The organism is Pseudomonas sp. F-14 TE3623 (assembly GCF_053629015.1).
Genome location: NZ_JBRJHM010000001.1, coordinates 4,128,382 through 4,148,292, shown reverse-complemented (window position 1 = coordinate 4,148,292; position 19,911 = coordinate 4,128,382). Strand labels below are relative to the sequence as shown.

Below are 19,911 nucleotides of genomic sequence, written 5' to 3'. Positions count from 1 at the left end.
GCAGAGACTCTTATTGTTGTTGTAATCCACGGTGCGAGTCATCGCCGCAGCGGGGATGACCACAGGATTACAGCAACCCAAGCGGTGAACAAATGAACGGCATACGCGGCACTGATACTTTTTTAACCGCGCAGGACCATGGAAAAAAAGTATCAGTGGCCGCCATACAGCGCGCTAGGCTTACTGTCCGTTTAGGGTGAGTCTGATAACAGCGCCGTAGCGTTTCGAATCAGCTTCGACTCGTCCCGGGCTTCGCGGTAGCCTTGATAAAACCAACAAAAATGGAATCGCCAAGGTGATGAACCATCACGTAACCGCAGACAAGCCGCCCGCGCTTGAAGTCATTTTGAACGAGCCCCAGCACAGCTTTCGTTGGTATGAGCATGACTATCCCTTCGACCTTGCGCGCTGGAACCATCATCCGGAATTCGAGATCCACTTGATCCGCGAAGGCAGCGGACGGCTATTGGCCGGTGACTACATCGGCCTGTTCGAGGCCGGCCACGTCGCTCTGATCGGTCCAGGCCTGCCTCACGACTGGATCAGCGACCTGGGCAAAGGGGAGGTGATTGCCGGCCGCGACGTCGTGTTGCAATTCGATGGACAGATGCTGATGCAACTGCACGACAAGGTCCCTGAACTCAGCGAATTGCAAAGCCTGTTTCGCCAGGCAGCCCAGGGCATCCAGTTTCATGGCGTTACCCGCAAGAAAGCGGCCCGACTGCTGGAAGAGATCGGTCAATGCCAAGGATTGCAGAGGCTGTGCCTGTTCCTGTCGTTGCTGCAGTTGCTGGCATCGGCCCCCGACAGCGAGCGACAGACGCTCGCCAGCCTGCAATATGCTCCGATGCTCGATGCATTGACGGCCCAGCGCATGAGCATTGCCTTCGACTACATCCTCAACGATCTCGCGGATGAGCTGCGGATGTCTGTCATTGCCCAGCGCCTGGACATGAACGAACCGGCCTTCTCCAAATTCTTCAAGCGCGCCACTGGCCATACCTTTGTTGACCTGACACGCAAACTGCGCGTCCAGCGTGCTTGCCGTTTGCTGGCGCAAAGTAGTTTCAGCGTTGCGGATATCTGCTTTGAGGTGGGGTATTCCAACCTGTCGAACTTCAATCGACACTTTCGGCATGAAATGCAGGAGACGCCCAGTCAGTATCGACAGCGGTTGCAACGGGTGGTGGCGGTCAGTCATTGAAGGGCACAAAAGCCGACACTTATCTCGCGATAGGTAGCGTTTTCTGTGGCGCTGAAGTGTTAGGCTCGAAAGCGACCGGGTATTGGCCATCGCGCATCTCGAATTATTTTCCTCCAGTTCTTGACATGCCTTTCGAACCAGTCCAGAATTGCGTCCATTCCTGCTTAGGGAACACGAAAACCCCTTAGATTTCAAAGGGTTGGATACTAGATTAGAATCTTGTTTCCAGATACGAGTTTACACGTTTGATGTTGTGCTACTGACATCAGATGTTTGAGGCCGAATAGCAAAATGGTTATGCAGTGGATTGCAAATCCACCTACGCCGGTTCGATTCCGACTTCGGCCTCCACTTTAAACGAGCTCCGTAGATCCATGATCTACGGAGCTTTTTTATTTTCGCAGTCCTGCAAGATTTAGTCTTGAAAAGGATCTTTGCGAACTTGCTTCACCGGGGCGGGATGTATATATTTCCCCCCTCTGTTGCACAAGCGTCAGAACTGCCAGATCGTTATTGGTCAGTTTTCAGACTGCTTTACCGCGCTACCGCCCGAATGGCGAAACTGGTAGACGCATGGGACTTAAAATCCCCCGCTCGTAAGGGCGTGCCGGTTCGATTCCGGCTTCGGGCACCATCTTGCATTCCATAGAGCGCTTTTGAGTTCTTTGGAAGCCTTGAAAAACCTGCCTTCTGGCGGGTTTTTTCGTTTTAGCATTCCGTCGGAATCTTGCCCATTCTTCTGGAATCCAGTCATTTAGAGGGTAAAGTTAGGGGTAGTCTTTGGTTCGATTAAGGATAGTACCCTTATGTCGCGCACAACTGCTCCGCTTACCGACACTGCTTGCCGTTTAGCCAAGCCAACAGACCGTCCCTACAAGCTTTTCGACGGCGACGGTCTCTATCTCCTAATCCAACCCAATGGCCGTAAAGGTGTAGTGGTCTAATGAAACCGGACACCCATTTAGGCGAGAATGCTCGCCAGATCGAGGTGTCAGATGACCAAACAACGCCGTTCCTTTTCTGCTGAATTCAAACGCGAGGCTGTCGACCTCGTCCTCAAGCAAAATTACAGCTACATCGAAGCCAGCCGTTCACTGGGTGTCGGTGAGTCGGCCCTGCGTCGCTGGGTTGATCAGGTTCAGCAGGAGCGCCAAGGCGTCACTCCGCAGAGCAAAGCCCTGACCCCGGAACAGCAGAAAATCCAGGAACTGGAAGCTCGTATCGCTCGGCTTGAGCGAGAGAAATCCATCCTAAAAAAGGCTGCCGCGCTCTTGATGTCGGAAGATCACGAGCGTTCGCGCTGATTGACCAACTGAGTGTCCACGAGCCGGTTGATTGGCTGTGCAAGGTGTTTGAAGTCACTCGCTCGTGTTATTACGCCCAGCGTCTCAGGCGCCGGACTCCCGACGTTGAGCGGCTTCGGCTGCGCAGTCGGGTCAATGAACTGTTCACGCAAAGTCGCAGTGCTGCGGGCAGTCGCAGCATCTTGTCGATGCTGCGTGAAGACGGTGAGCAGCTCGGAAGATTCAAAGTGCGCAGCCTGATGCGCGAGCTTGACCTCGTCAGTAAACAGCCCGGATCACATGCCTATAAACGAGCGACGGTTGAACGGTTGGATATCCCGAACATCTTGAATCGGGAGTTCGATGTTCCGGCACCCAACCAGGTCTGGTGCGGCGACAATCACCTACATCTGGGCCCAGGGGGAATGGCATTACCTGGCTGTCGTGCTGGATCTTTGTACGCGCCGAGTGGTGGGCTGGGCACTGTCGGAAAAGCCGGACGCTGATCTGGTTATCAAGGCGCTGGATGTGGCTTACGAGCAACGAGGAAGACCTCAGGGCCTGCTGTTTCACTCGGATCAAGGGTCGCAGGGCGAATTCAACCGGTCGTCGCAACACTGGATTGTTGGACAGATTTTAGATACTCATTCAATGCTTCGGCAGGTGTTTTCCAACCGAGTGTTTTCCGGGGTCTCGTGTTCAGCACAATCAAAGCCGCCGCTGAGCTTATAGCGGGAGCGAAGCGCATCGTGGTGTTCACCGGTGCCGGCATTTCCGCAGACAGCGGGATTCCCACTTTTCGAGATCCATTGACCAGCATCTGGGCCCACTATGATCCGGAGAAGCTTGAGACGGCGAATGCTTTCCGGGAAAACGCCGCACTGGTGTGGGGATGGTACTTGTGGCGAAGAGCACTTGTCGCCCAAGCCAGCCCAAGCGCTGCTCATCTTGCCGTTGCACAACTGGCCCAAACTGGCCGAGAAGTGACCGTGGTCACTCAAAACATCGATGACCTGCACGAACGGGCAGGATCGTCCGGGGTGATCCATTTGCATGGTGCGCTCGACCTGCCTAAATGCTTCGCTTGTCACCGAACTCCAGCTTCCGTGTCTCTGGATCACCAGTTTGTCAGCGAGGGCTTAAGCGTTGAACCACCCCGCCGCCCGCGTTGTAACGGGAAGCTGAGACCTGGGGTCGTGTGGTTTGGGGAGGATTTGCCTACCGCCGTTTGGAAACGGGCGGTTCAGGCAGCGCAGGGCTGTGATGTGCTGCTGTCTATCGGCACTTCAGGCGTGGTATTCCCGGCGGCAGAGATCCCAAGAATTGCGCTCAAGTCAGGCGCGCGCGTAGTGCATATCAATACTACGGAGACTCCCCTTGAGAGCCCTCTGGAAATGTCCCTAGTTGGCCGCGCAGCGATTTGTGTCCCCGCAATCGTCTCCCCGATCGCAATGCCCGGCGAAGTTGTTTAATGGAATTATTTGGCTGTTGTTCGGGATTCAATGATCTTCAGGGACGAGCACTGAGCCTGCCCACAACCTCTGCACAGACGGACGCAGCCCTGTGCTTAGCGAATGTTTCAAAAACTGTCTCCAGCGGTGAAAGTCGGTGCCGGGATCATCACTTATCTAGGAAGCATCGCGAGCATCATTGCTGCGATCCCGATCATTCACCCGTTCACGAACTTTAACTCCAACGTTGTGAGTCATTGGGAAAGCCACTACTCCTACCCCATTACAGGCGGCAGGTGAAGCTTCAAAGGGAAAATTGCGTTAGTTAAAAATCGCGCATATTAATCTTCAGCAATTCCCCAGTTCGCCGATGAGCATAATTCAGGGCTCAAGAATTGAGTCTTTGAATAACTAGGGGCGATTCAACATGCCCGAACGATCATGCCTTTGGTCAACGATCTATCAACCAACGGTTTCGGGAACGGTGTTATTGCGGAGCTTTTGATCAGATGCTTGAGTGTTCTCATACCCGATTGAATGATCAGGGTTTGATTAACCATGGAAACATGGATGATCGACTCCACTGCCGTATGAGTAGCTCAGGTCTCATAAAGCGCAGGGAAAGAGGGGGGGGAGGAACCTCATAATCACGCGCTCGGGCGGAGCCAAGGCATGTTTAGCTGGCTGAAGGAGAGTCGTATCGTGAAGCGCTTCGACAAGCTCGCAACAAGCTTTGCAGCGATGGTCTCATTGGCCTGCGCGGTGCGGTGCTTGCGACAGTACTCTTCGTACGGAGCCTGGTCATGCTGGGATAAAACCCGGAAGCTTGTGGCACACCTGGTTTTATCTATAAATGTCCTCGTCGGACGAATTATATTCCAATCATCAACGGTAGTTGACTCTGGTTTTTCAATTCACGCAGCGTGATATTCGATTGAATGGCTTTAACGATAGGAAGCTTTCGCAACACGTCCTCAATGAACGACATGTAATCGTCCATTGTCCGAGCGATGACTTGAATAACGAAGTCAAAATTACCTGTCACGTTATGAAACGCTAAAACCTCAGCACGGGAAAGAATGAGCTTCTCAAACGTCCGCGTTTCTTGCTCCGTATGCACAGATGCCTCGATCAAGATGTGAGCATGAATATCATAGCCCAATAATCGTCGATCAAGCCTTGCGTGATAGCTTGTGATGAATTTTCGTTCCTCCAAATTTTTCAATCTTCTCCAGCAAGGCGTAGAGCTAAGCCCGACATCTACTGACAGTTCAAGATTGGAGATTCTGCCCTTGTGCTGAAGTACGTTGAGGATTTTTAAGTCCACAGGCTCTAGCGGCCTGGATGAAATTAAATTCTTCACCTTGCTATTCCTTAAGCAATTTATTTTCAGTAGAAAAAGAAAAAGAAAATCATTTTCCTCCAGCGCACGCTAGCATGACTTTCTTCAAAACTGAAACGATTTTGCTTCATATAGTTATGCCGAACAGGAATAAGGCGCAGTGTCGCCACGGAGCGTTTGGCCGCTCTATTCGTCACTGGAATGTAGAAGAAAAGACTGGGGCCTTGCATGATGGCAAATGACTGCGAGTGTGGCCAGCATGGCGCTGGCACATACCAGGCAAAGCCTATGCTTTTAGGAAAAAGACCGTGTTGGTGTATGAGTACAGCTAAATGAAAAAGCTACTGATCGTGGAAATCGTCAGCCGACGAGAAGCGTTTTACTACCGATACGACATATTCCGAACCCAAGGGTACGATCTTTACTATTTAACGACCAGCGACAGGTTTGGTGACTATCCCTTCCAGGGATATCAGCAAGCGCCGTCCAGACAGATTGAAGATCTTCTTCGCGCTGCACAAACATGGCATGCCATAGAGTCTTTTGACTGCGTACTGACGACCGATGAAGCTTCGGTGATCGGGACAGCCATCATCAGCCGTGCGTTAGGACTTCCAGGGTTGGGCGAGCACGCAGCAAAAAGTCGCAATAAGTGGTTGATGCGCCAGGCGCACCAACGTTTTGGCGCCCCGCATCCCGCATTCAGCAAATGCGATACGCTGACTGAAGCATTGGAGTTTGCGGAGAAAACTGGCTACCCCGTGGTGTTGAAGCCAACGCTTGGGGGAGATGCCGAGCATGTCTACAAAATCAATAATCAAGAAGAGTTAGCGCACTATTACCCCTTGGCGAAACAGGGTAACGATACACACTCTCACCGCTTCATCGAAGCGGAGTGCGCTGACATGGGGCCGCATACGTTACTGGTCGAAAGCTTTTTGAACGGTAGCGAGCACTGTGTCGAAGCGATTATCTCTGGGGATAACGTCTATATCGGTTCCATTGCAGACAGGCTCTCCATCGAGCTGAATACCTTTGACAATGATCTTTATTCAACACCCACAGCGCTTTCCCAGCCCCATATAGATGCGCTGACTGAAGCCGTTCGTTTGGGCGCGATTGCTCAAGGGATTGCTCATGGGGTTCTTCACGCAGAAGTCAGGTTCCATGATGGAAAACCCTACATTGTAGAAATTGCAGCCCGGCCTGGCGGCGGTTCGCTTCAGTATATGGCGAAGATCAGCTACGGATATTGTCCGATCGTTGCCGCCTTGCGAGTCGCAGAGGGGCGTTTGCCAGAGCAAACCGGCATGCAAAACACAGGACGCATTGCCGTGGGGCTGACGATGCTTTGCGACGGCGGTGTATTGAAAAGCATATCGCTGCCAGAAGCCCTTGCGGATAACCCTCAGGTGTTCAATCTGAAAATCCTTCCGCGCATAGGTGACAAGGTAGTCAGGCCACCTCACGGCAACGACATTTTTGGTTTCCTGGGAACGACGGGTGCCACCGTCGACGAGGCGCTTGAAGTCGCACACAGTATCTATCATCAACTCAAAATCGAGATAGGTGCTTTGTGATTATTACCGGCGCTCAAATCAAGCACCTTAAAAAGGCGGGTCATATCGTCATTGAACCTTACGATGATGACTACATTGAGCCGAACTCGTATGGTTTCCATCTCGGGGATACGCTACTTGAATATGTAGAATCGGTCGACGCCAGAAGTTCGCCCATTGCCAAGACCATTACCATTCCTGAGGATGGCTACATCCTGCATCCGAAACGGTTCTACCTGGGGCATACCCTGGAAAAAATTGGTGGGGTGACGGTTGCATCTGAACTTTACGCTAACCATTCGACCGCAGCATTGGGTATCTGGGTACAAACCAGTGCGCCCCTTGGCCATGTCGGGGCTGTTATCAACTGGACGCTGGAAATTTGTGTTGCGCAAAAAACCCGTGTCTACCCAAGGATGCGCCTGGGGAAGATTTGCTTTTGGTTAAACAAAGGTGAAATTGCGCCTTACAGCGGACGTTACACCAACTCTGACTCTGTTATAGCCTCTCGAAGCTTCATGGATGCCCTATGATATTAACCGGCGACGAAATCACCAAACGAGTCAATAATAAAGACATCACGATCGAACCGTTCATTCCGTCAAACGTCAATCCGAACAGCTACAACTTTCGGTTGCATCACACGTTGGTCGTCTATGATGAAGAGATCATCGACCCAACGAAAAAACTGAAGACACGAAACATCGATATTCCCGCCGAAGGTTTGGTGCTGAAACCCCATCGGCTTTATCTGGCATCGACCGTGGAAGTCATGGGGAGTCGGCAATATGTACCCACCTATGCGGCCCGCTCATCGATTGCACGGCTGGGCATGTTTATCAATTTATCGGCACCCTTGGGTGACATTGGCTTCATTGGTCGCTGGACGATCCAGATTTATTGCCTTCACCCGGTAAGAGTCTATGCCGGCATGAACATTGGCCAGATGATGTTCTGGGTAGTCCACGGTGAGGTCAACCTCTATGACGGAAAGTATCAGTCCGCCAACGGCGTTATAGAGTCATTATTGTACAAAGACTTCAAACAACGGTTGGGCGCTCAGCCTTATCCCGGCCAGCCCATTGCATTAGCCAACGTGGCGTCTGCTTAAAACGATTTTCTTGTGCTCACCGTGCGCAACACAAAAGCCTAGTCCCCAACAACCGGCGTGCCCTTGGGCATGGCCCGGTCGTTGTCAGAGCGTCAGACATAATGAACAGTAAATATTCGACCTTAGCGACACTGCGATCCGATTATAATGTTCCAGCGCTAACCTGTATTGATGCAACGCAACTTCGTCGTTTGTGGACAAACTATGAAGCAATGACAGTCATTGCGGGCAAAGTGTTGTCCGAGATTGGACTGACGTCGGCAGCTTTCATAGATGATCATGTGGAAGCGCTACGTCAACTTCCGCAACCTCAATGGTCAATGAATGCTCAGATGATCATTGATTCGCTCTTGGCGTCTATCGATAGCTCGCCCTCGACTCTTTTGGCCATTCGTTCTTCCAGTGAGATTGAAGACGGCAAAGACCAGAGTTGCGCTGGTATTTTTGCGTCTTACCTGAACGTCTCCGGTTTTGTCGACATTCAAAACGCCATTGTTGCTGTATGGCAGTCGGGGTTCAGTCGAGCCGCCGTCATGGAGGGCGTGCGTTCGAATATCAATCTCGAAAACCTGATGAACGTGAATATCATCATGCAACGTATGGTGACACCCGTGTGGGCCGGTGTGGCGTTCAGTCATGATCCAGTCACAGCAGAGCGACAAATCACAATCGAAGCGGTACCAGGACTTGCAGAGTCCCTGGTGTCGGGAGAACAGAGGGGCGCGAGCGCTCGTGTGGTGGACGGTGAGGTGATCGTGGACACCTCATTAAAGGATGAGCGAACAATGCTGGGTGAGGTCGTTGCTTTGGTGCAGCGCGTGGCAGCGACGCTGGAGGCGCCCGTGGACATCGAATGGGCCTGGGACGGAGACCAAATGTGGTTGATTCAGGCCCGGCCAATTACAAGCTTCGTGGAAACCGTTCAGCAGGCTGAACCGACATTTGAGTTCATCGATCTGTATGTAGAAGATGATTCGGCCCTGGACGCCTTCAAGCCACTGCCGGATTTTGCACAATACTTCCGTACGAAACGAAAACCGCTCGCCGCACTCGCGCAGTCTTGTGGAGTGAAAGGCGGATCTGCGTTGCTCATTCGCGCGAACACAAAAGGGCTGCTGCAGGCTTCACCTGACGCGCTGTCGAGTCTTTTTTCGCACCCTCAAGTTGTTATGGACATCGCCAAGAATGTTCGACAATTGATCATCCCGAGAGAACAACTGCTGGACCGTCTCTCTGAAGTGCTCGGCGAAAAAACCAGCACGTTCGTCGTACGCGATTACATTCGCGGTGAGGCCGGGCTGATTACTCAAAAACTTGACCCTGCTTCAAACATAGGCGTCATCTGCGAGTGGTCGCTCGATGGCCTGCTGGCGATTAACCGGGGCACGGCAGATGCTTCATCGTGTGTCCTTTCTGTCACCGACACGGAGCTCCCTGATGACAACGGGCTTGACCAGTTACTGACCGTTTCACAGGCACTACAACTGGTCAACGTGACGGAGAAAGCGTCAGATATTTTCGGCAACATCCAGCTTGAGTGGGTGACGGCCGATCAGAAGTTGTGTCTCATCGATTTTTCGCTGCTTAATTCGTTTGCCGATTCCACTTATTCCGAGAATGCCCGGACGATTTCACCTGGTTTCGCAACAGGGCAGCCGTTAGTGATAGCCCAAGGCAGGGAAATAGAAGAGCTCAGTATCGCGGCCTCTGTGTCGATCAACGATATTCCTGAGCCGAGTCTGTTAGGGCCGGTGTTACAACATATTTATGAAACGCTTCGCAACGCGTCGGGGCCGGTAATTATCGCATCCCCTCGACCCTATGCAGCATTGGCCTCTTTGGCGCCGTTCGTCGCGGGATTTATTTTCGAGCAGGCTTCTATTTTATGCCATCTGGCGATCATTCTCAGGGAGCATGGCATCCCTGCGGTCGAGAGCAAAGAGCTCTTTCTGCAAGCAAGTAACCAAAAAACAATTGCAATAGAGCAGTTCTAATCACTCCTTATTAAATGGACAGTCAATATGTCTTCAACCGTCTCAGTATGCCTTTTCCGTGCGGGCGATCATTGTGCGCCTGTCAGTGTTCCTTACGATCCTCTGGTCCGTTTGAAGGGCAGTGTTCAGGACCTAAGTTATGGCGAAAACGGACTGTTTATAAGTGAAACCGGTTTTTATGTGGAGGCCATAGAGACTGCCACAGGGTGGGTGACAGACTTTGAGCCCTTTATCTATGAATTTCGATATTTTAACAAGCGTCAAAGGGCTGATAGCGAGCGATCCAACGAAACACTGAAGGCGCTACTGCTCAACGCTGGCGTCGAGGGTTTGCCGTCAACCCCGGCGTTGGTACCGATGGTCGTCAGCGTCGTCGAGAACGGCGTGGAAACGTTCTACCGCTATATGCAGCAAGGAAATAGCGGCGCTGTTTTTCTGAACTACCATGTTGATGAGGCTGCACAGCCGTACCAGTGGTCGTTGCTGCTGCAGCAGTTGAAAGACGGCTTTAAAAAGTTGAAAACCGCTTGGCCATTGTTGAACGATGACTGTTGGTATTCCAAGTGGTTGCCTGAAATGGAAATTGAGCGAAAGTTTACTTTTTCTCAGGTCGAAGACACCTGGGCGCTCAACTATCGACTCTACAATGAAATTCTGAATGGTCAACTGACCGGGTTTTTTCCGGAGCTGGACCGTGAATTTCAGGTGTTCGATTACGAGTCACATGTTTTCGAAGTTATCGGTGAGCCCAGTGAGCAGGGGTACATTTCCTTTATTCCCCAAGCAGACGGGCTCGTTACCGTCAAACGCAAATGGTTTATCGAAAACGCGGAAATACGTCGAGAAACGCTGGATGCGAATCAAGCTATCGCACTGACGGACTTCGCTCAGCATGTGGCATCCCTGACAACCGCTACTACCCGACAGCTGCCTACGTTCCGCAGAAAACGTTTCGACGTCAACTTTGAATCGCTGGCAACCGGGAATATTTACGGCGTGTACTTTGACATCTGCCGTACACAAAATCCCGAAACTGAATTCTCTCAATGTGAAGTTGAGTATTGCCGGACTCGAACGTTCTCTGATCTTAACCATGTCATGGAAGAATTTGAGTCAGTGGCCAGTTACGTTGAAGCATTTCTCGCCAGAAACAATATTAAATACACGCATGACATGTACTCGAAACTGGACTTCGTGCGCCAGGCTGATTCGATGGCTACCCTGGCACTGGAGAATTAATATGACTCACTATATCGTCTTTGGAAGCTGGAAAATTCGGCACAATGAGCCGTTGAGAGCACATGAGAAAAGTCTTCGTCTGTATGCCCACGACGCCATTGACTCACGCGAACACTCCATATATCTGGACTTGCGTACCCGGTATACCGATTGTCTTGAGTTGCACGAAGGAACGCTGGCCGAAAAGCATTTTTCGGTGGATGAAGTATTGGAGAACATGAGTGAAAACGTTCTGCCTCTCGCCATCGTTTCAGGTACGGATAATCAATGGACGATCAGCCATTTGACCACCCGCTTGGAAAAGCACGTGACGCACTTGATAAAGGTTCCTGACGGGTCAATCGCTGCTACGTCGGACAACTTACTGAGCCAGTTGACCGATGCATTCGATTCTCACCATATCAAGATGAACAACTTTGAATGCTTTTATATTAAAGGCATGCCCGATACAGAGCTGGAGCAAAAATTCGATATCAAGGGCGAGTATGACTATCACCTGCTTAACAAGCTATGGTATGCGGCGCTGGACAGTGGTGAATTAAAAGGTCTGGCACCTCAACTGGGCGATGAAATTGAACACTGGAGCTACGACAACGATTTCTGCAAAATTCTTCCCAATGCCGAGAAAATGGCGGGCTATCTGTCAATCATGCATTGGAGCCGACTGAAAAAAACCAACTGGGATCAACCGGTGGTGACGTTCAAGAAAAAGCTTTATGACGAAGATGCCCTCGAACGGTGGGAGCGTAATTACGCCGGTCAGTTCATTGAAGGCACGCCTGAAGAGTCGTTGGCCCGATACTTTAAGCTGCCATTGTGGACCCTGCCTTCGTGGCGTCGAACACGCTATGACATTGCGTGTGAAGTGCTCGCAACAGGCAATATCTTTATGGTTAATTTTGAAGACAGCAGAGTTCGGGACGATCGAAGCGAAAGCGGGCGGCTTCAACAATGCGAAATCGAATACCTGAAGACGCGTGGTACACCTGATGAGGCGTGCATATACAAGGACCTTGAAGCAGTTTCAAGACAAGTTGAGGCGTTTATGTCTAATTTTGGATTGAGTGCCGAACGCTCCAATTATTCTAAGTTGACGTTTCTTGAGAATTATGTGGCTGTCAAGGGCCTCTCCAATCCTGATTTGTCGGAAGTGAGTTCATGAATTCACAACAGATCAGTAACGGAAAAGTTAACGTCTTGTTGCGCTATGTTTCAGAGACTGCGGAACTGGCAGAACAGTTGATGGCGTTCATCGCTCCTTATTTCAGCACCCAGGCAGCGGCAGGTCATGCAGACTATGAGCTGTGTCTCCAGCCTTCCTCGGATTTTACTGCTGCTATGCGCGCTCAATGCGAGGAACCCGTTCAAATCCGTGTCAGTACTGCCGAGCAATTCAATCTCGGCGTTCGGGTAGGAGGCCGTGACGGGGTACTGCTCGCCTGGGACGATAAGCGTGAAGTGGGTTATGTAATGAACGCACAAAAAAATTATGTTCGATTTTTTGGTGGCGCCTCTTCGTTCATACACCTTATCGAGTTCTTCAGATATTACGGTTTGCTCATTGAGCAATCAAAAGGTAGCGTCGTCCTTCACAGTTCGGCAGTCATCGACTCCGCGCATCGAAACGTCATCGCATTGGTCGGGCGCAAAGGCAGTGGTAAAACCACAACACTGCTGGCGTTAACGGAATCCGGACAGTACGAATATTTTACCGGCGATAAATTGTTGCTCGATATTGTCGACGGTCAAATTCGGGCCCGTGGCTGGCCGGATTATCCACACGTCGGGATTGGAACGCTCACACAGCACCCCTCGTTAGCCAGATCTCTGAACGTTGATCTTCATGAGGCTGACGGATCGAAAAAACCAGACTCACACAAAGTCCTCATCGATCCTATGCTGTTCCGTCAACACGTAAAAATTGCGAACGCCGGTGTGGGTCGCTTGAGCAAAATAATTTTGCCCGATGTTTTAAGTGCCCCCGGCATTCGTAAGCTTGAAGATAACGACAAGAAGTCGATCTCGCATCAAAATCTTTTTGAATGGCCCCATGAATTTGTAACGGCGACGTGGCATGCGCTTCGCCCCACGGGAATAACGTCCGATAAGGATGTTCCTGACGCTCTTGCTTTTTTGCTCTACGCATTGCCTTGGGAGCAACATTCTGGTGGCGCGATCCTTTAGCGCTAGATGGGAGTTTAATGGTTTCAATGGACGTTGAATAATGAGCGAGCAAACAAGAATTTGCCTGGTGGGGCCTAGTGGCTCTGGAAAGTCAACAGTTGCCTCACTGATAAAAAAGAAGGCTGAGAAACAGAAAAAAACGGTGGGTGTACTAAAGTTGGCCGAACCGCTCTACAAAATACAGGAGTTATTCTATCAAGAGAGTGGATTGCAGATTTCCGCCTATCAACAAGACCAGCAACTGCTCGAAAAAATCGCTACAGAAATGCGGAAGATTTCATCCGTATCGTTAATTGACAACTTTTTGGGCCGGCTGGCCGTTACTTCCCATGATCTTTTGATCAATGACGATTTGCGAGACCATCTGGTGGACTGGCCTCGGATGGCCGCTGCGGGGTTTATTGTTATTCGCGTGGTCACCGACCCTTCGATTAGGCATTCAAGGCTCAAGAGCAGAGATGACATCACTCTGGTTGAGAAAAGCCAGCTCAACCAGCAAATTGCGTTGATAAACAGCACGTTTGTGCTGGTGAATAACGGAAATCTTGAGCATCTCGACGTTCAGGTAAATGGCGTTATGCCTTTTTTGCTCAAAGCCCAGGATGCAAGCGTAAATGTCTGACTCTTTGCCACCTGTGTTGTGGATTCTGGTAGATGGTCTTTCGTGCAATCTTCTGGCTCGATTTACTGATACTTATCCCGAGAGCGCACTGGGATCGTTAGTATCGATGGGACGAGCAAGGCCCTTGGCACCGTTAAGTCCGAATTGTCAGACTCCGCCGTCACTTTTTTCCATTTGGAGTGGTAAGGACGTTGATGAGCACAAACTAACGGGGTACGACGTTCCTGTTGAGGTCGGGAGTGATCCAACCGCCTACGCTAACGCGTTCCATTCCTGGCCAAGACACATCCCGATGATTTGGGACCGTTATGCTCAGGCAGGGCACGCTTTAAGGTTGTGTTCCATACCCTTCGTTCAGCCAGAGCGGTTAGGTCAGTATCTGCTTTCATCTTCAGCGACCTATGGGACGCCACTGTTACAACCCACATTGGTTTCGCTGGGGGACACATTCATTTCTGTTGCACTCAATTTGGAGTTTACCCTTACCGAAGTAAATAACACCTTGCTCCTTGAGCATCGATCAGGACGCACCACAACGGTGCCATTAGGCACTTCCGTCGACTTATCGTTGACTGAAACCAGCGCTATCGACCCGCACCACTACTACCGAGCAATGAAGGTCACGGCGATGACCCTTGACGGTCAGATAAAACTTTTGCTGCATGGCTATTCGCAGGTCGAGATTTCGGGTTCAGCCGTCAGCGCAATGTATGAGGAGCAAAAGGATTCCGCTTTTGTTTCGATGAACCCGGCAAAACTGTATCAAGTCGGCTTGTTGGGACGGCGCTTGAGGGACGGCGGAGGGGGAAGCGCCGAGTCGATCCTTGCCAACCTCATGGAACCATTGCATGCGAGTTTCACTGACGAGATTACAAGGGCGGTGAAGGCCAACGATGCACAGCTGATCATCGGCTATTACCCGGTTATCGATCTGCTGTCGCATCAGATACTGGCAAACGAATTCCCCACAGCTCCTGAAGACCGTCCAGGATCTCAGCATCTGTTCAATGTATTGCTTGAGTTCGACCGGTGGCTAACCGACCTGCTTCCTTTGGTCAATACCAATACACGAATCGTTATTCATTCTGATCATGGAATGACACCGCTGAAATGGGATGTCTATCCCAACCGTCATTTACTCGATGCGGGCTGGATGGCGTTGAAGCAGGATGGCAGCCTTGACGCTGATCGTAGCGTCGCCTTTTTCCATCCTGCCGAAAATGGTCTTTTGGTCGTTCACTCAGAGCGTGCGCATGCACGCGGTTTTGACGTTGATGTCGAGATTGCGGTGCTGAACAAACAATTGGCTCAGTCTGGTCTGTCGAAGATCTCATTGCTTCAGGCGATTTCCGCTGAGATTTCCGATCCGTGGAAAGCAAGTTACTACCTCCAACCACCTGACGAAGGACGGTTGCGATTCGGCCATTCAGAAACACTGGTCTGCCGAAGTTGCAAGGGCGGCGATCACACTGTTTACCACCCTGCACCCTGGCTCAGGGGAGTATTGGTAGACGCAAGCCAGACGGCATTTATATGTTCATCGGTGGGCGAATTGACCCTGCCTTCAATTATCGAAACCGTACTAAAATCCGAGGGACTGGAAGAATGATCCTGATTATCATTGCAATTATTTCAGTTGTGCAGTCATTATTTGGCGTAGGTTTGTTGTTATTCGGTACACCGATAATGCTTTTCATGGGTTACACGTTCCCCGTCGCGCTGAGCATACTATTGCCCGCGTCATTGACCATCAGTGTTCTGCAACTGTTGATAGACAAATCGGTAGGTCGCGCAAACCTTCGATCTTTTGTATTCTTCGGTCTGCCGTTCCTCGCGCTCGGGCTTATTGCCAACCTGAGCGGACTGTTGAAGTTGAACATTGAGGTGATGGTGGCCTTGCTATTGATTTTGAGTAGCGCGCTCAGATTATTCAGCGGCCCTAAACGGTGGCTGTCCGCCGTGTTTTCAAAACATGCCCATGTGGCTCTGGCAACTACCGGGTTATTGCACGGGTTGACAAACATGGGGGGGAGTCTGCTGTCGATCTATTGCTCATCAGCATTTGAAGAAAAAAAACTCGTGCGGCAAAATATTGCTTTGGGGTACGCCTGTTTTGCAGCGACCCAATTGTTGATTCTGGTCGCAACAGGTACTTTTGAGCCAAGCCTGACGCCGCTGTATTCCGCCGCTATCGCAGCATTGGTGTATTTGTTTATCGGGCAGATGCTGTTCCGCAGGGTTAATGCGTCAGGCTATAACTTTCTATTCAGTGGCTTCATGGTCGCTTGCGCTGGCTTGATGCTGTCAAAAAAATATTTATTTTAAGAGGCTAAACCATGAAACCCAAAGGTCTTTTGATCGATATCGACGGGACATTAGTACACCAGGGGATCGCTATTCCTGGCGCCGTAAAAGCGATTGAATACGCCCAGGACAGCGGGCTAAAGTGCCGTTTTCTGACCAATATAACCGGTCGGACCCCTGAGGCGATTGCGACTGATTTACAAACGTTGGGCTTTCCTGTTGTCGCGCAACAGATTCAGACGGCCACCACGGCATGCGTTGATTTTCTGAAAGAAATGCCGGGGCAGACAAGCCATCTGCTGGTGCCTGAAACAGTGCGTCCACTTTTCGATGGCATCGCCATTGATAACGAGCGACCTGATAACGTTGTTATCAGTGATATCGGCCGAGCGTTTTGTTTTGACAATCTGAATGAAGTGTTTTTGATGCTTCGAAACGGCGCCAGACTTATTGCGTTGCAGAAGAATCTGTTCTGGTATGACGTCGACGGACCGAAGCTGGATTGCGGTGCATTCATTGCCGGCCTTGAACTGGCCACTCAACAGACTGCCGAAGTGACCGGAAAGCCTTCACGGCTGTTTTTTGAAATGGCCCTCAAGGCTATCGCGTGCAGCGCTGAAGAGGTATGGGTCATCGGTGACGACCCGAGCACTGACCTCGCAGGGGCGAACGCCATCGGCGCCAGATCAGTGCAGGTTCTTACCGGAAAGTCTGCGAATGGATCAATGTCTGTCGAGCATCATGGTACCCATTGCCTGTCCTCTATCGCTGATTTGCCGCACCTGCTCGATAACCTTTTAATTCGCTACCCTTGAGGTACCTGTCATGTCATTAGGCTCAACCTCCACATCGACGCGAAGTCTTTACGTGATAGGTGCTATTGCTGTGTTTCTTGCCGTGTTGATGAGTGCGGCAAAAACCGTATATGTCTCTTCATTGGTCAGTCACTTGAACCCGGCAGTGTTGATTGTCTGCACATTCATCATTGCTGCAGGCTACTTCAATATACAGGCCGCGATTACGTCCAGGTCGCTGCCGGACTTTATTTCGTCCTGGCGAGATTTGCTTCTGCTGAATGTGTGCAGTGCAGTGGCGTGGATTGCTTTTTATTTCGCGTTGAAGTTTATTGCGCCGACGATTGTCAGTTGCCTTATTACCGGAATAGGTCCTCTGACGGCATTGATCATGGACCGCTTCATCAGAAATAATCGTCAATGGTCACTGATTGACATTATTGTAGGTTCAGGCATTTTGGCCGTGACCGTGCTGCTCAGCCTTTCAAGCGTTTCGGGAACGTCGAATGAATCCGTTGCCGGCATATGGACCGGTCTTGCGCTGAGCATTGCCTCGGGCATAGGTCTGACGGGCGTTACGATATACAGCAAGAAACTCTATAGTAACAATTGGAGTTCCGTGCAAGTTGCCGCCCACAGGTTTTATTTGTTGATTGTCCTCTGCTTTGTCTACGCCGTTGTATTCCTGTCATCGGCAGAGATAACTGCTTGGCGGTCAAGCATCCCTGCGATTATGACCATTGCGGTCGTTGGTATAATCGTTCCAACTCTGTTGATTCAATTTGGCATCAAAAAATGTGTACCTGTTACGGTCAGCACGGTATTGGCAATGGGGCCGGTGCTCACTTATATAGCGCAGGTGGTCGATGGCCGTAGCCCCATGACCACGGCCGCAAGCATTGCAGTCAGTGCGATCACCATCCTGGTCTTATTGAACACTTACAATCATGTTCGCCGGGCACCTGAAATCGTCAAAAATCCAATGGAGAGCTCTCGTTGATGACCACCCTGAACTTTACTGTCGAAGAACGAGCGCTTAGAAATCCTTACAGCTATGCACGCTCGACGATTGCGGTCCAAGAAGTCATTGTTGTTGAAGTTTTTCGCCACGGACACGTCGGGCGCGGCGAGTGCTCACCTTACAGTTCATTCTTTGAGCGACCCACTCAAGAAGTCATCGATCAGATCAGGCGAGTCCAGGCGCATATCAGCGATTCGTTTGATCGGGTCGAGTTGATGAAACTTCTTCCCGCCGGTCCTGCACGCTGTGCGATCGATTGTGCACTCTGGGACCTTGAGGCCAAGGTGGCAGGACGTCCTGTTTACGAACTTGCGGCGCGCGCCCGGCCTCTTGCTGTATCAATTGCCTATACCATAGGCCTGGATAGTTTAGATGTGGTGCAAAAGACTGCAGAGCTTGCCGCTCACCTGCCCATTTTGAAAATTAAAGGTGGTCTTGAAAACGATGCTGAGCGCGTACAAATCGTGCGACAGGCTGCCCCTCTTGCACGTCTTACCATTGACCCGAATGGAGGGTGGAGTGTCGGTTTTTTAAAACGCATCATTCCGGTCTTGGAAGCATGCAATATCGAAATGCTTGAGCAGCCGTTACAGCGCGGTGATGATCACCACCTTGCTGAAATTTCGACGTCGATTCCCATTTTTGCCGATGAATCTTTTTCCGATGACAATGACTTCGGCATTGCTGCGGCCCATTACGACGGTATTAACATCAAGCTGGACAAGTGTGGTGGACTCACCGCGGGCTACGACCTGGTCGATAAAGCCAGACAAGAAGGTCTCAAAGTCATGGTGGGCTGCCTGGGTGGCACTTCACTCTCGGCGGCGCCTGGGATGTTGATTGCGGCGTATGCCGATTTCGTCGACCTGGACAGTCAGTTATGGCACCTGAATGATCGTGAGCCGGCGCTGCCTTACAAAGACGGCGTTTTAAGTCCCGGGACCATGGCTGACTGGGGAGGTCACTCTTCATGATGGCGCTTCTTGTCCTTACCTTTCGTTTTCCAGAGGGTCGTGTCGGATGCTGATCGCCCAAGTGACGGACATTCATATTGGCGTGCGCAGCGACTGCGCAACAGCCAAGATTGCCAATATCGAACGCCTGGCTAATACATTTCGCCAGATTTCGAAGCTCCAACAGCAACCGGATCTTATCGTCTTCACAGGCGACATTACGGAGAGCGGATCGATCGCGGAGTATCGGGCCTTCGCTGAAAACCTGTCGGCGGATATTCCATGTATCGTTTTGCCTGGTAATCATGACCTGATTGAAAATATGCGCGTTGTACTTGAACCGCGCGGGATCGTGAGCAATACCCATTTTCTAAGCCGGGGTGATACTTCGCTTTTGGTCGTCGGTCTGGACTCATCGGTACAGGGCGAGTCACACGGCTTTTTGTCCGGGGATGAGCTTTCCCGGCTTGCATCGACTCTCCGTGAACACTCGTCTACGCCTACGCTTCTTGCTCTGCATCACCCGCCGATCAATTGCGGTGTCGACAGACTGGACAGGATCAATCTGACAAATGCTGTTGAGTTGGCAAATGTCATAGCACCGCACGATCAGGTCGTCGGCATCATGACGGGGCACTACCACAGGGCGATCTTTGCCAAGTGGAATACCACAGCAGTTGCTGTGTGCCCGTCGGTTGCTCGCCCACTGGCTTTGAATCTGGTCTCTGGTGATATTTGCTACGCCAATGGCGCACCGGGCTTCATGCTGCACCGTTGGGACGGCGAATGTCTGGTGAGTGCAGTGGTAGAGGTTGAACTGGAGGGCTCACTCCCGCGATGCTGAACCAGT

Annotated in this window: 17 protein-coding genes, 2 tRNA genes and 2 pseudogenes; 20 read left to right on the top strand and 1 reads right to left on the bottom strand. The window is 51.1% G+C overall.

The window, feature by feature from the left end; genetic code table 11:
• Positions 1 to 298 precede the first annotated feature (298 nt).
• From AB7M29_RS19270 to AB7M29_RS19245, 6 genes and pseudogenes are all read left to right on the top strand, one after another.
• Positions 299 to 1,204 (top strand): helix-turn-helix domain-containing protein, encoded by a 906-nt coding sequence (locus AB7M29_RS19270; RefSeq protein ID WP_454247572.1) that lies wholly within the window; start codon positions 299 to 301, stop codon positions 1,202 to 1,204.
• Between the two features lie 277 nt (positions 1,205 to 1,481).
• Positions 1,482 to 1,555: transfer RNA gene (locus tag AB7M29_RS19265), tRNA-Cys, on the top strand.
• A 196-nt stretch (positions 1,556 to 1,751) separates the two neighbouring features.
• A tRNA-Leu gene (locus AB7M29_RS19260) sits at positions 1,752 to 1,838 on the top strand.
• A gap of 361 nt (positions 1,839 to 2,199) precedes the next feature.
• Positions 2,200 to 3,078: pseudogene (locus AB7M29_RS19255) on the top strand (IS3 family transposase); the annotation flags it as partial.
• Between the two features lie 104 nt (positions 3,079 to 3,182).
• A complete protein-coding gene (locus AB7M29_RS19250) occupies positions 3,183 to 3,959 on the top strand; it encodes an SIR2 family NAD-dependent protein deacylase (RefSeq protein ID WP_454247571.1) in 777 nt (258 codons plus the stop codon).
• Between the two features lie 403 nt (positions 3,960 to 4,362).
• Positions 4,363 to 4,736: pseudogene (locus AB7M29_RS19245) on the top strand (hypothetical protein); the annotation flags it as partial.
• Positions 4,737 to 4,809: 73 nt separating this feature from the next.
• Here AB7M29_RS19245 and AB7M29_RS19240 read toward each other — a convergent pair.
• Entirely contained in the window at positions 4,810 to 5,301 is a 492-nt protein-coding gene (locus AB7M29_RS19240) for an Lrp/AsnC family transcriptional regulator (RefSeq protein WP_454247570.1), read from the bottom strand.
• A 311-nt stretch (positions 5,302 to 5,612) separates the two neighbouring features.
• On the opposite strand from AB7M29_RS19240, the gene AB7M29_RS19235 reads away from it, so the two are divergent.
• The 14 genes from AB7M29_RS19235 to AB7M29_RS19170 all read left to right on the top strand — a co-directional run bounded on the left by AB7M29_RS19235 (position 5,613) and on the right by AB7M29_RS19170 (position 19,905).
• The gene (locus AB7M29_RS19235) at positions 5,613 to 6,860 is read left to right on the top strand and encodes an ATP-grasp domain-containing protein (protein WP_454247569.1); all 1,248 of its coding nucleotides are present in this window, start codon (positions 5,613 to 5,615) and stop codon (positions 6,858 to 6,860) included.
• Entirely contained in the window at positions 6,857 to 7,372 is a 516-nt protein-coding gene (locus AB7M29_RS19230; RefSeq protein ID WP_454247568.1) for a dCTP deaminase, read from the top strand. The genes AB7M29_RS19235 and AB7M29_RS19230 overlap by 4 nt, the downstream gene beginning before the upstream one ends.
• Entirely contained in the window at positions 7,369 to 7,950 is a 582-nt protein-coding gene (locus AB7M29_RS19225) for a dCTP deaminase (protein ID WP_454247567.1), read from the top strand. The genes AB7M29_RS19230 and AB7M29_RS19225 overlap by 4 nt, the downstream gene beginning before the upstream one ends.
• Positions 7,951 to 8,051: 101 nt before the next feature.
• The gene (locus AB7M29_RS19220) at positions 8,052 to 9,944 is read left to right on the top strand and encodes a PEP/pyruvate-binding domain-containing protein (RefSeq protein ID WP_454247566.1); all 1,893 of its coding nucleotides are present in this window, start codon (positions 8,052 to 8,054) and stop codon (positions 9,942 to 9,944) included.
• A 27-nt stretch (positions 9,945 to 9,971) separates the two neighbouring features.
• The gene (locus AB7M29_RS19215) at positions 9,972 to 11,183 is read left to right on the top strand and encodes a hypothetical protein (RefSeq protein WP_454247565.1); all 1,212 of its coding nucleotides are present in this window, start codon (positions 9,972 to 9,974) and stop codon (positions 11,181 to 11,183) included.
• A 1-nt stretch (position 11,184) separates the two neighbouring features.
• Positions 11,185 to 12,345, top strand: coding sequence for a hypothetical protein (locus AB7M29_RS19210; RefSeq protein WP_454247564.1), 1,161 nt, complete (start codon positions 11,185 to 11,187; stop codon positions 12,343 to 12,345).
• Positions 12,342 to 13,367, top strand: a complete 1,026-nt coding sequence (locus AB7M29_RS19205) for a hypothetical protein (RefSeq protein ID WP_454247563.1) — start codon at positions 12,342 to 12,344, stop codon at positions 13,365 to 13,367. The genes AB7M29_RS19210 and AB7M29_RS19205 overlap by 4 nt, the downstream gene beginning before the upstream one ends.
• 40 nt (positions 13,368 to 13,407) lie before the next feature.
• Positions 13,408 to 13,989: an AAA family ATPase gene (locus AB7M29_RS19200; protein WP_454247562.1), complete on the top strand. Its 582-nt coding sequence runs from the start codon at positions 13,408 to 13,410 to the stop codon at positions 13,987 to 13,989.
• A complete protein-coding gene (locus tag AB7M29_RS19195; protein WP_454247561.1) occupies positions 13,982 to 15,598 on the top strand; it encodes an alkaline phosphatase family protein in 1,617 nt (538 codons plus the stop codon). The genes AB7M29_RS19200 and AB7M29_RS19195 overlap by 8 nt, the downstream gene beginning before the upstream one ends.
• Positions 15,595 to 16,314: a TSUP family transporter gene (locus AB7M29_RS19190; protein WP_454247560.1), complete on the top strand. Its 720-nt coding sequence runs from the start codon at positions 15,595 to 15,597 to the stop codon at positions 16,312 to 16,314. The genes AB7M29_RS19195 and AB7M29_RS19190 overlap by 4 nt, the downstream gene beginning before the upstream one ends.
• Before the next feature lie 11 nt (positions 16,315 to 16,325).
• Positions 16,326 to 17,108 (top strand): TIGR01458 family HAD-type hydrolase, encoded by a 783-nt coding sequence (locus AB7M29_RS19185; protein WP_217855953.1) that lies wholly within the window; start codon positions 16,326 to 16,328, stop codon positions 17,106 to 17,108.
• A gap of 10 nt (positions 17,109 to 17,118) precedes the next feature.
• Positions 17,119 to 18,087 (top strand): hypothetical protein, encoded by a 969-nt coding sequence (locus tag AB7M29_RS19180; protein ID WP_217855951.1) that lies wholly within the window; start codon positions 17,119 to 17,121, stop codon positions 18,085 to 18,087.
• The gene (locus tag AB7M29_RS19175) at positions 18,087 to 19,082 is read left to right on the top strand and encodes a dipeptide epimerase (RefSeq protein ID WP_454247559.1); all 996 of its coding nucleotides are present in this window, start codon (positions 18,087 to 18,089) and stop codon (positions 19,080 to 19,082) included. Before AB7M29_RS19180 ends, AB7M29_RS19175 begins: the two co-directional genes overlap by 1 nt.
• Before the next feature lie 46 nt (positions 19,083 to 19,128).
• Entirely contained in the window at positions 19,129 to 19,905 is a 777-nt protein-coding gene (locus AB7M29_RS19170) for a metallophosphoesterase (RefSeq protein WP_217855947.1), read from the top strand.
• The last annotated feature ends 6 nt before the right edge of the window (positions 19,906 to 19,911 follow it).

Excerpts from the sequence above, each read along its gene's own strand:
- AB7M29_RS19270 (WP_454247572.1), top strand. The coding sequence starts at position 299 with ATGAACCATCACGTAACCGCAGACAAGCCGCCCGCGCTTGAAGTCATT.
- AB7M29_RS19235 (WP_454247569.1), top strand. The coding sequence starts at position 5,613 with ATGAAAAAGCTACTGATCGTGGAAATCGTCAGCCGACGAGAAGCGTTT.
- AB7M29_RS19225 (WP_454247567.1), top strand. The coding sequence starts at position 7,369 with ATGATATTAACCGGCGACGAAATCACCAAACGAGTCAATAATAAAGAC.
- AB7M29_RS19220 (WP_454247566.1), top strand. The coding sequence starts at position 8,052 with ATGAACAGTAAATATTCGACCTTAGCGACACTGCGATCCGATTATAAT.
- AB7M29_RS19215 (WP_454247565.1), top strand. The coding sequence starts at position 9,972 with ATGTCTTCAACCGTCTCAGTATGCCTTTTCCGTGCGGGCGATCATTGT.
- AB7M29_RS19210 (WP_454247564.1), top strand. The coding sequence starts at position 11,185 with ATGACTCACTATATCGTCTTTGGAAGCTGGAAAATTCGGCACAATGAG.
- AB7M29_RS19205 (WP_454247563.1), top strand. The coding sequence starts at position 12,342 with ATGAATTCACAACAGATCAGTAACGGAAAAGTTAACGTCTTGTTGCGC.
- AB7M29_RS19200 (WP_454247562.1), top strand. The coding sequence starts at position 13,408 with ATGAGCGAGCAAACAAGAATTTGCCTGGTGGGGCCTAGTGGCTCTGGA.
- AB7M29_RS19195 (WP_454247561.1), top strand. The coding sequence starts at position 13,982 with ATGTCTGACTCTTTGCCACCTGTGTTGTGGATTCTGGTAGATGGTCTT.
- AB7M29_RS19190 (WP_454247560.1), top strand. The coding sequence starts at position 15,595 with ATGATCCTGATTATCATTGCAATTATTTCAGTTGTGCAGTCATTATTT.
- AB7M29_RS19185 (WP_217855953.1), top strand. The coding sequence starts at position 16,326 with ATGAAACCCAAAGGTCTTTTGATCGATATCGACGGGACATTAGTACAC.
- AB7M29_RS19180 (WP_217855951.1), top strand. The coding sequence starts at position 17,119 with ATGTCATTAGGCTCAACCTCCACATCGACGCGAAGTCTTTACGTGATA.
- AB7M29_RS19175 (WP_454247559.1), top strand. The coding sequence starts at position 18,087 with ATGACCACCCTGAACTTTACTGTCGAAGAACGAGCGCTTAGAAATCCT.
- AB7M29_RS19170 (WP_217855947.1), top strand. The coding sequence starts at position 19,129 with ATGCTGATCGCCCAAGTGACGGACATTCATATTGGCGTGCGCAGCGAC.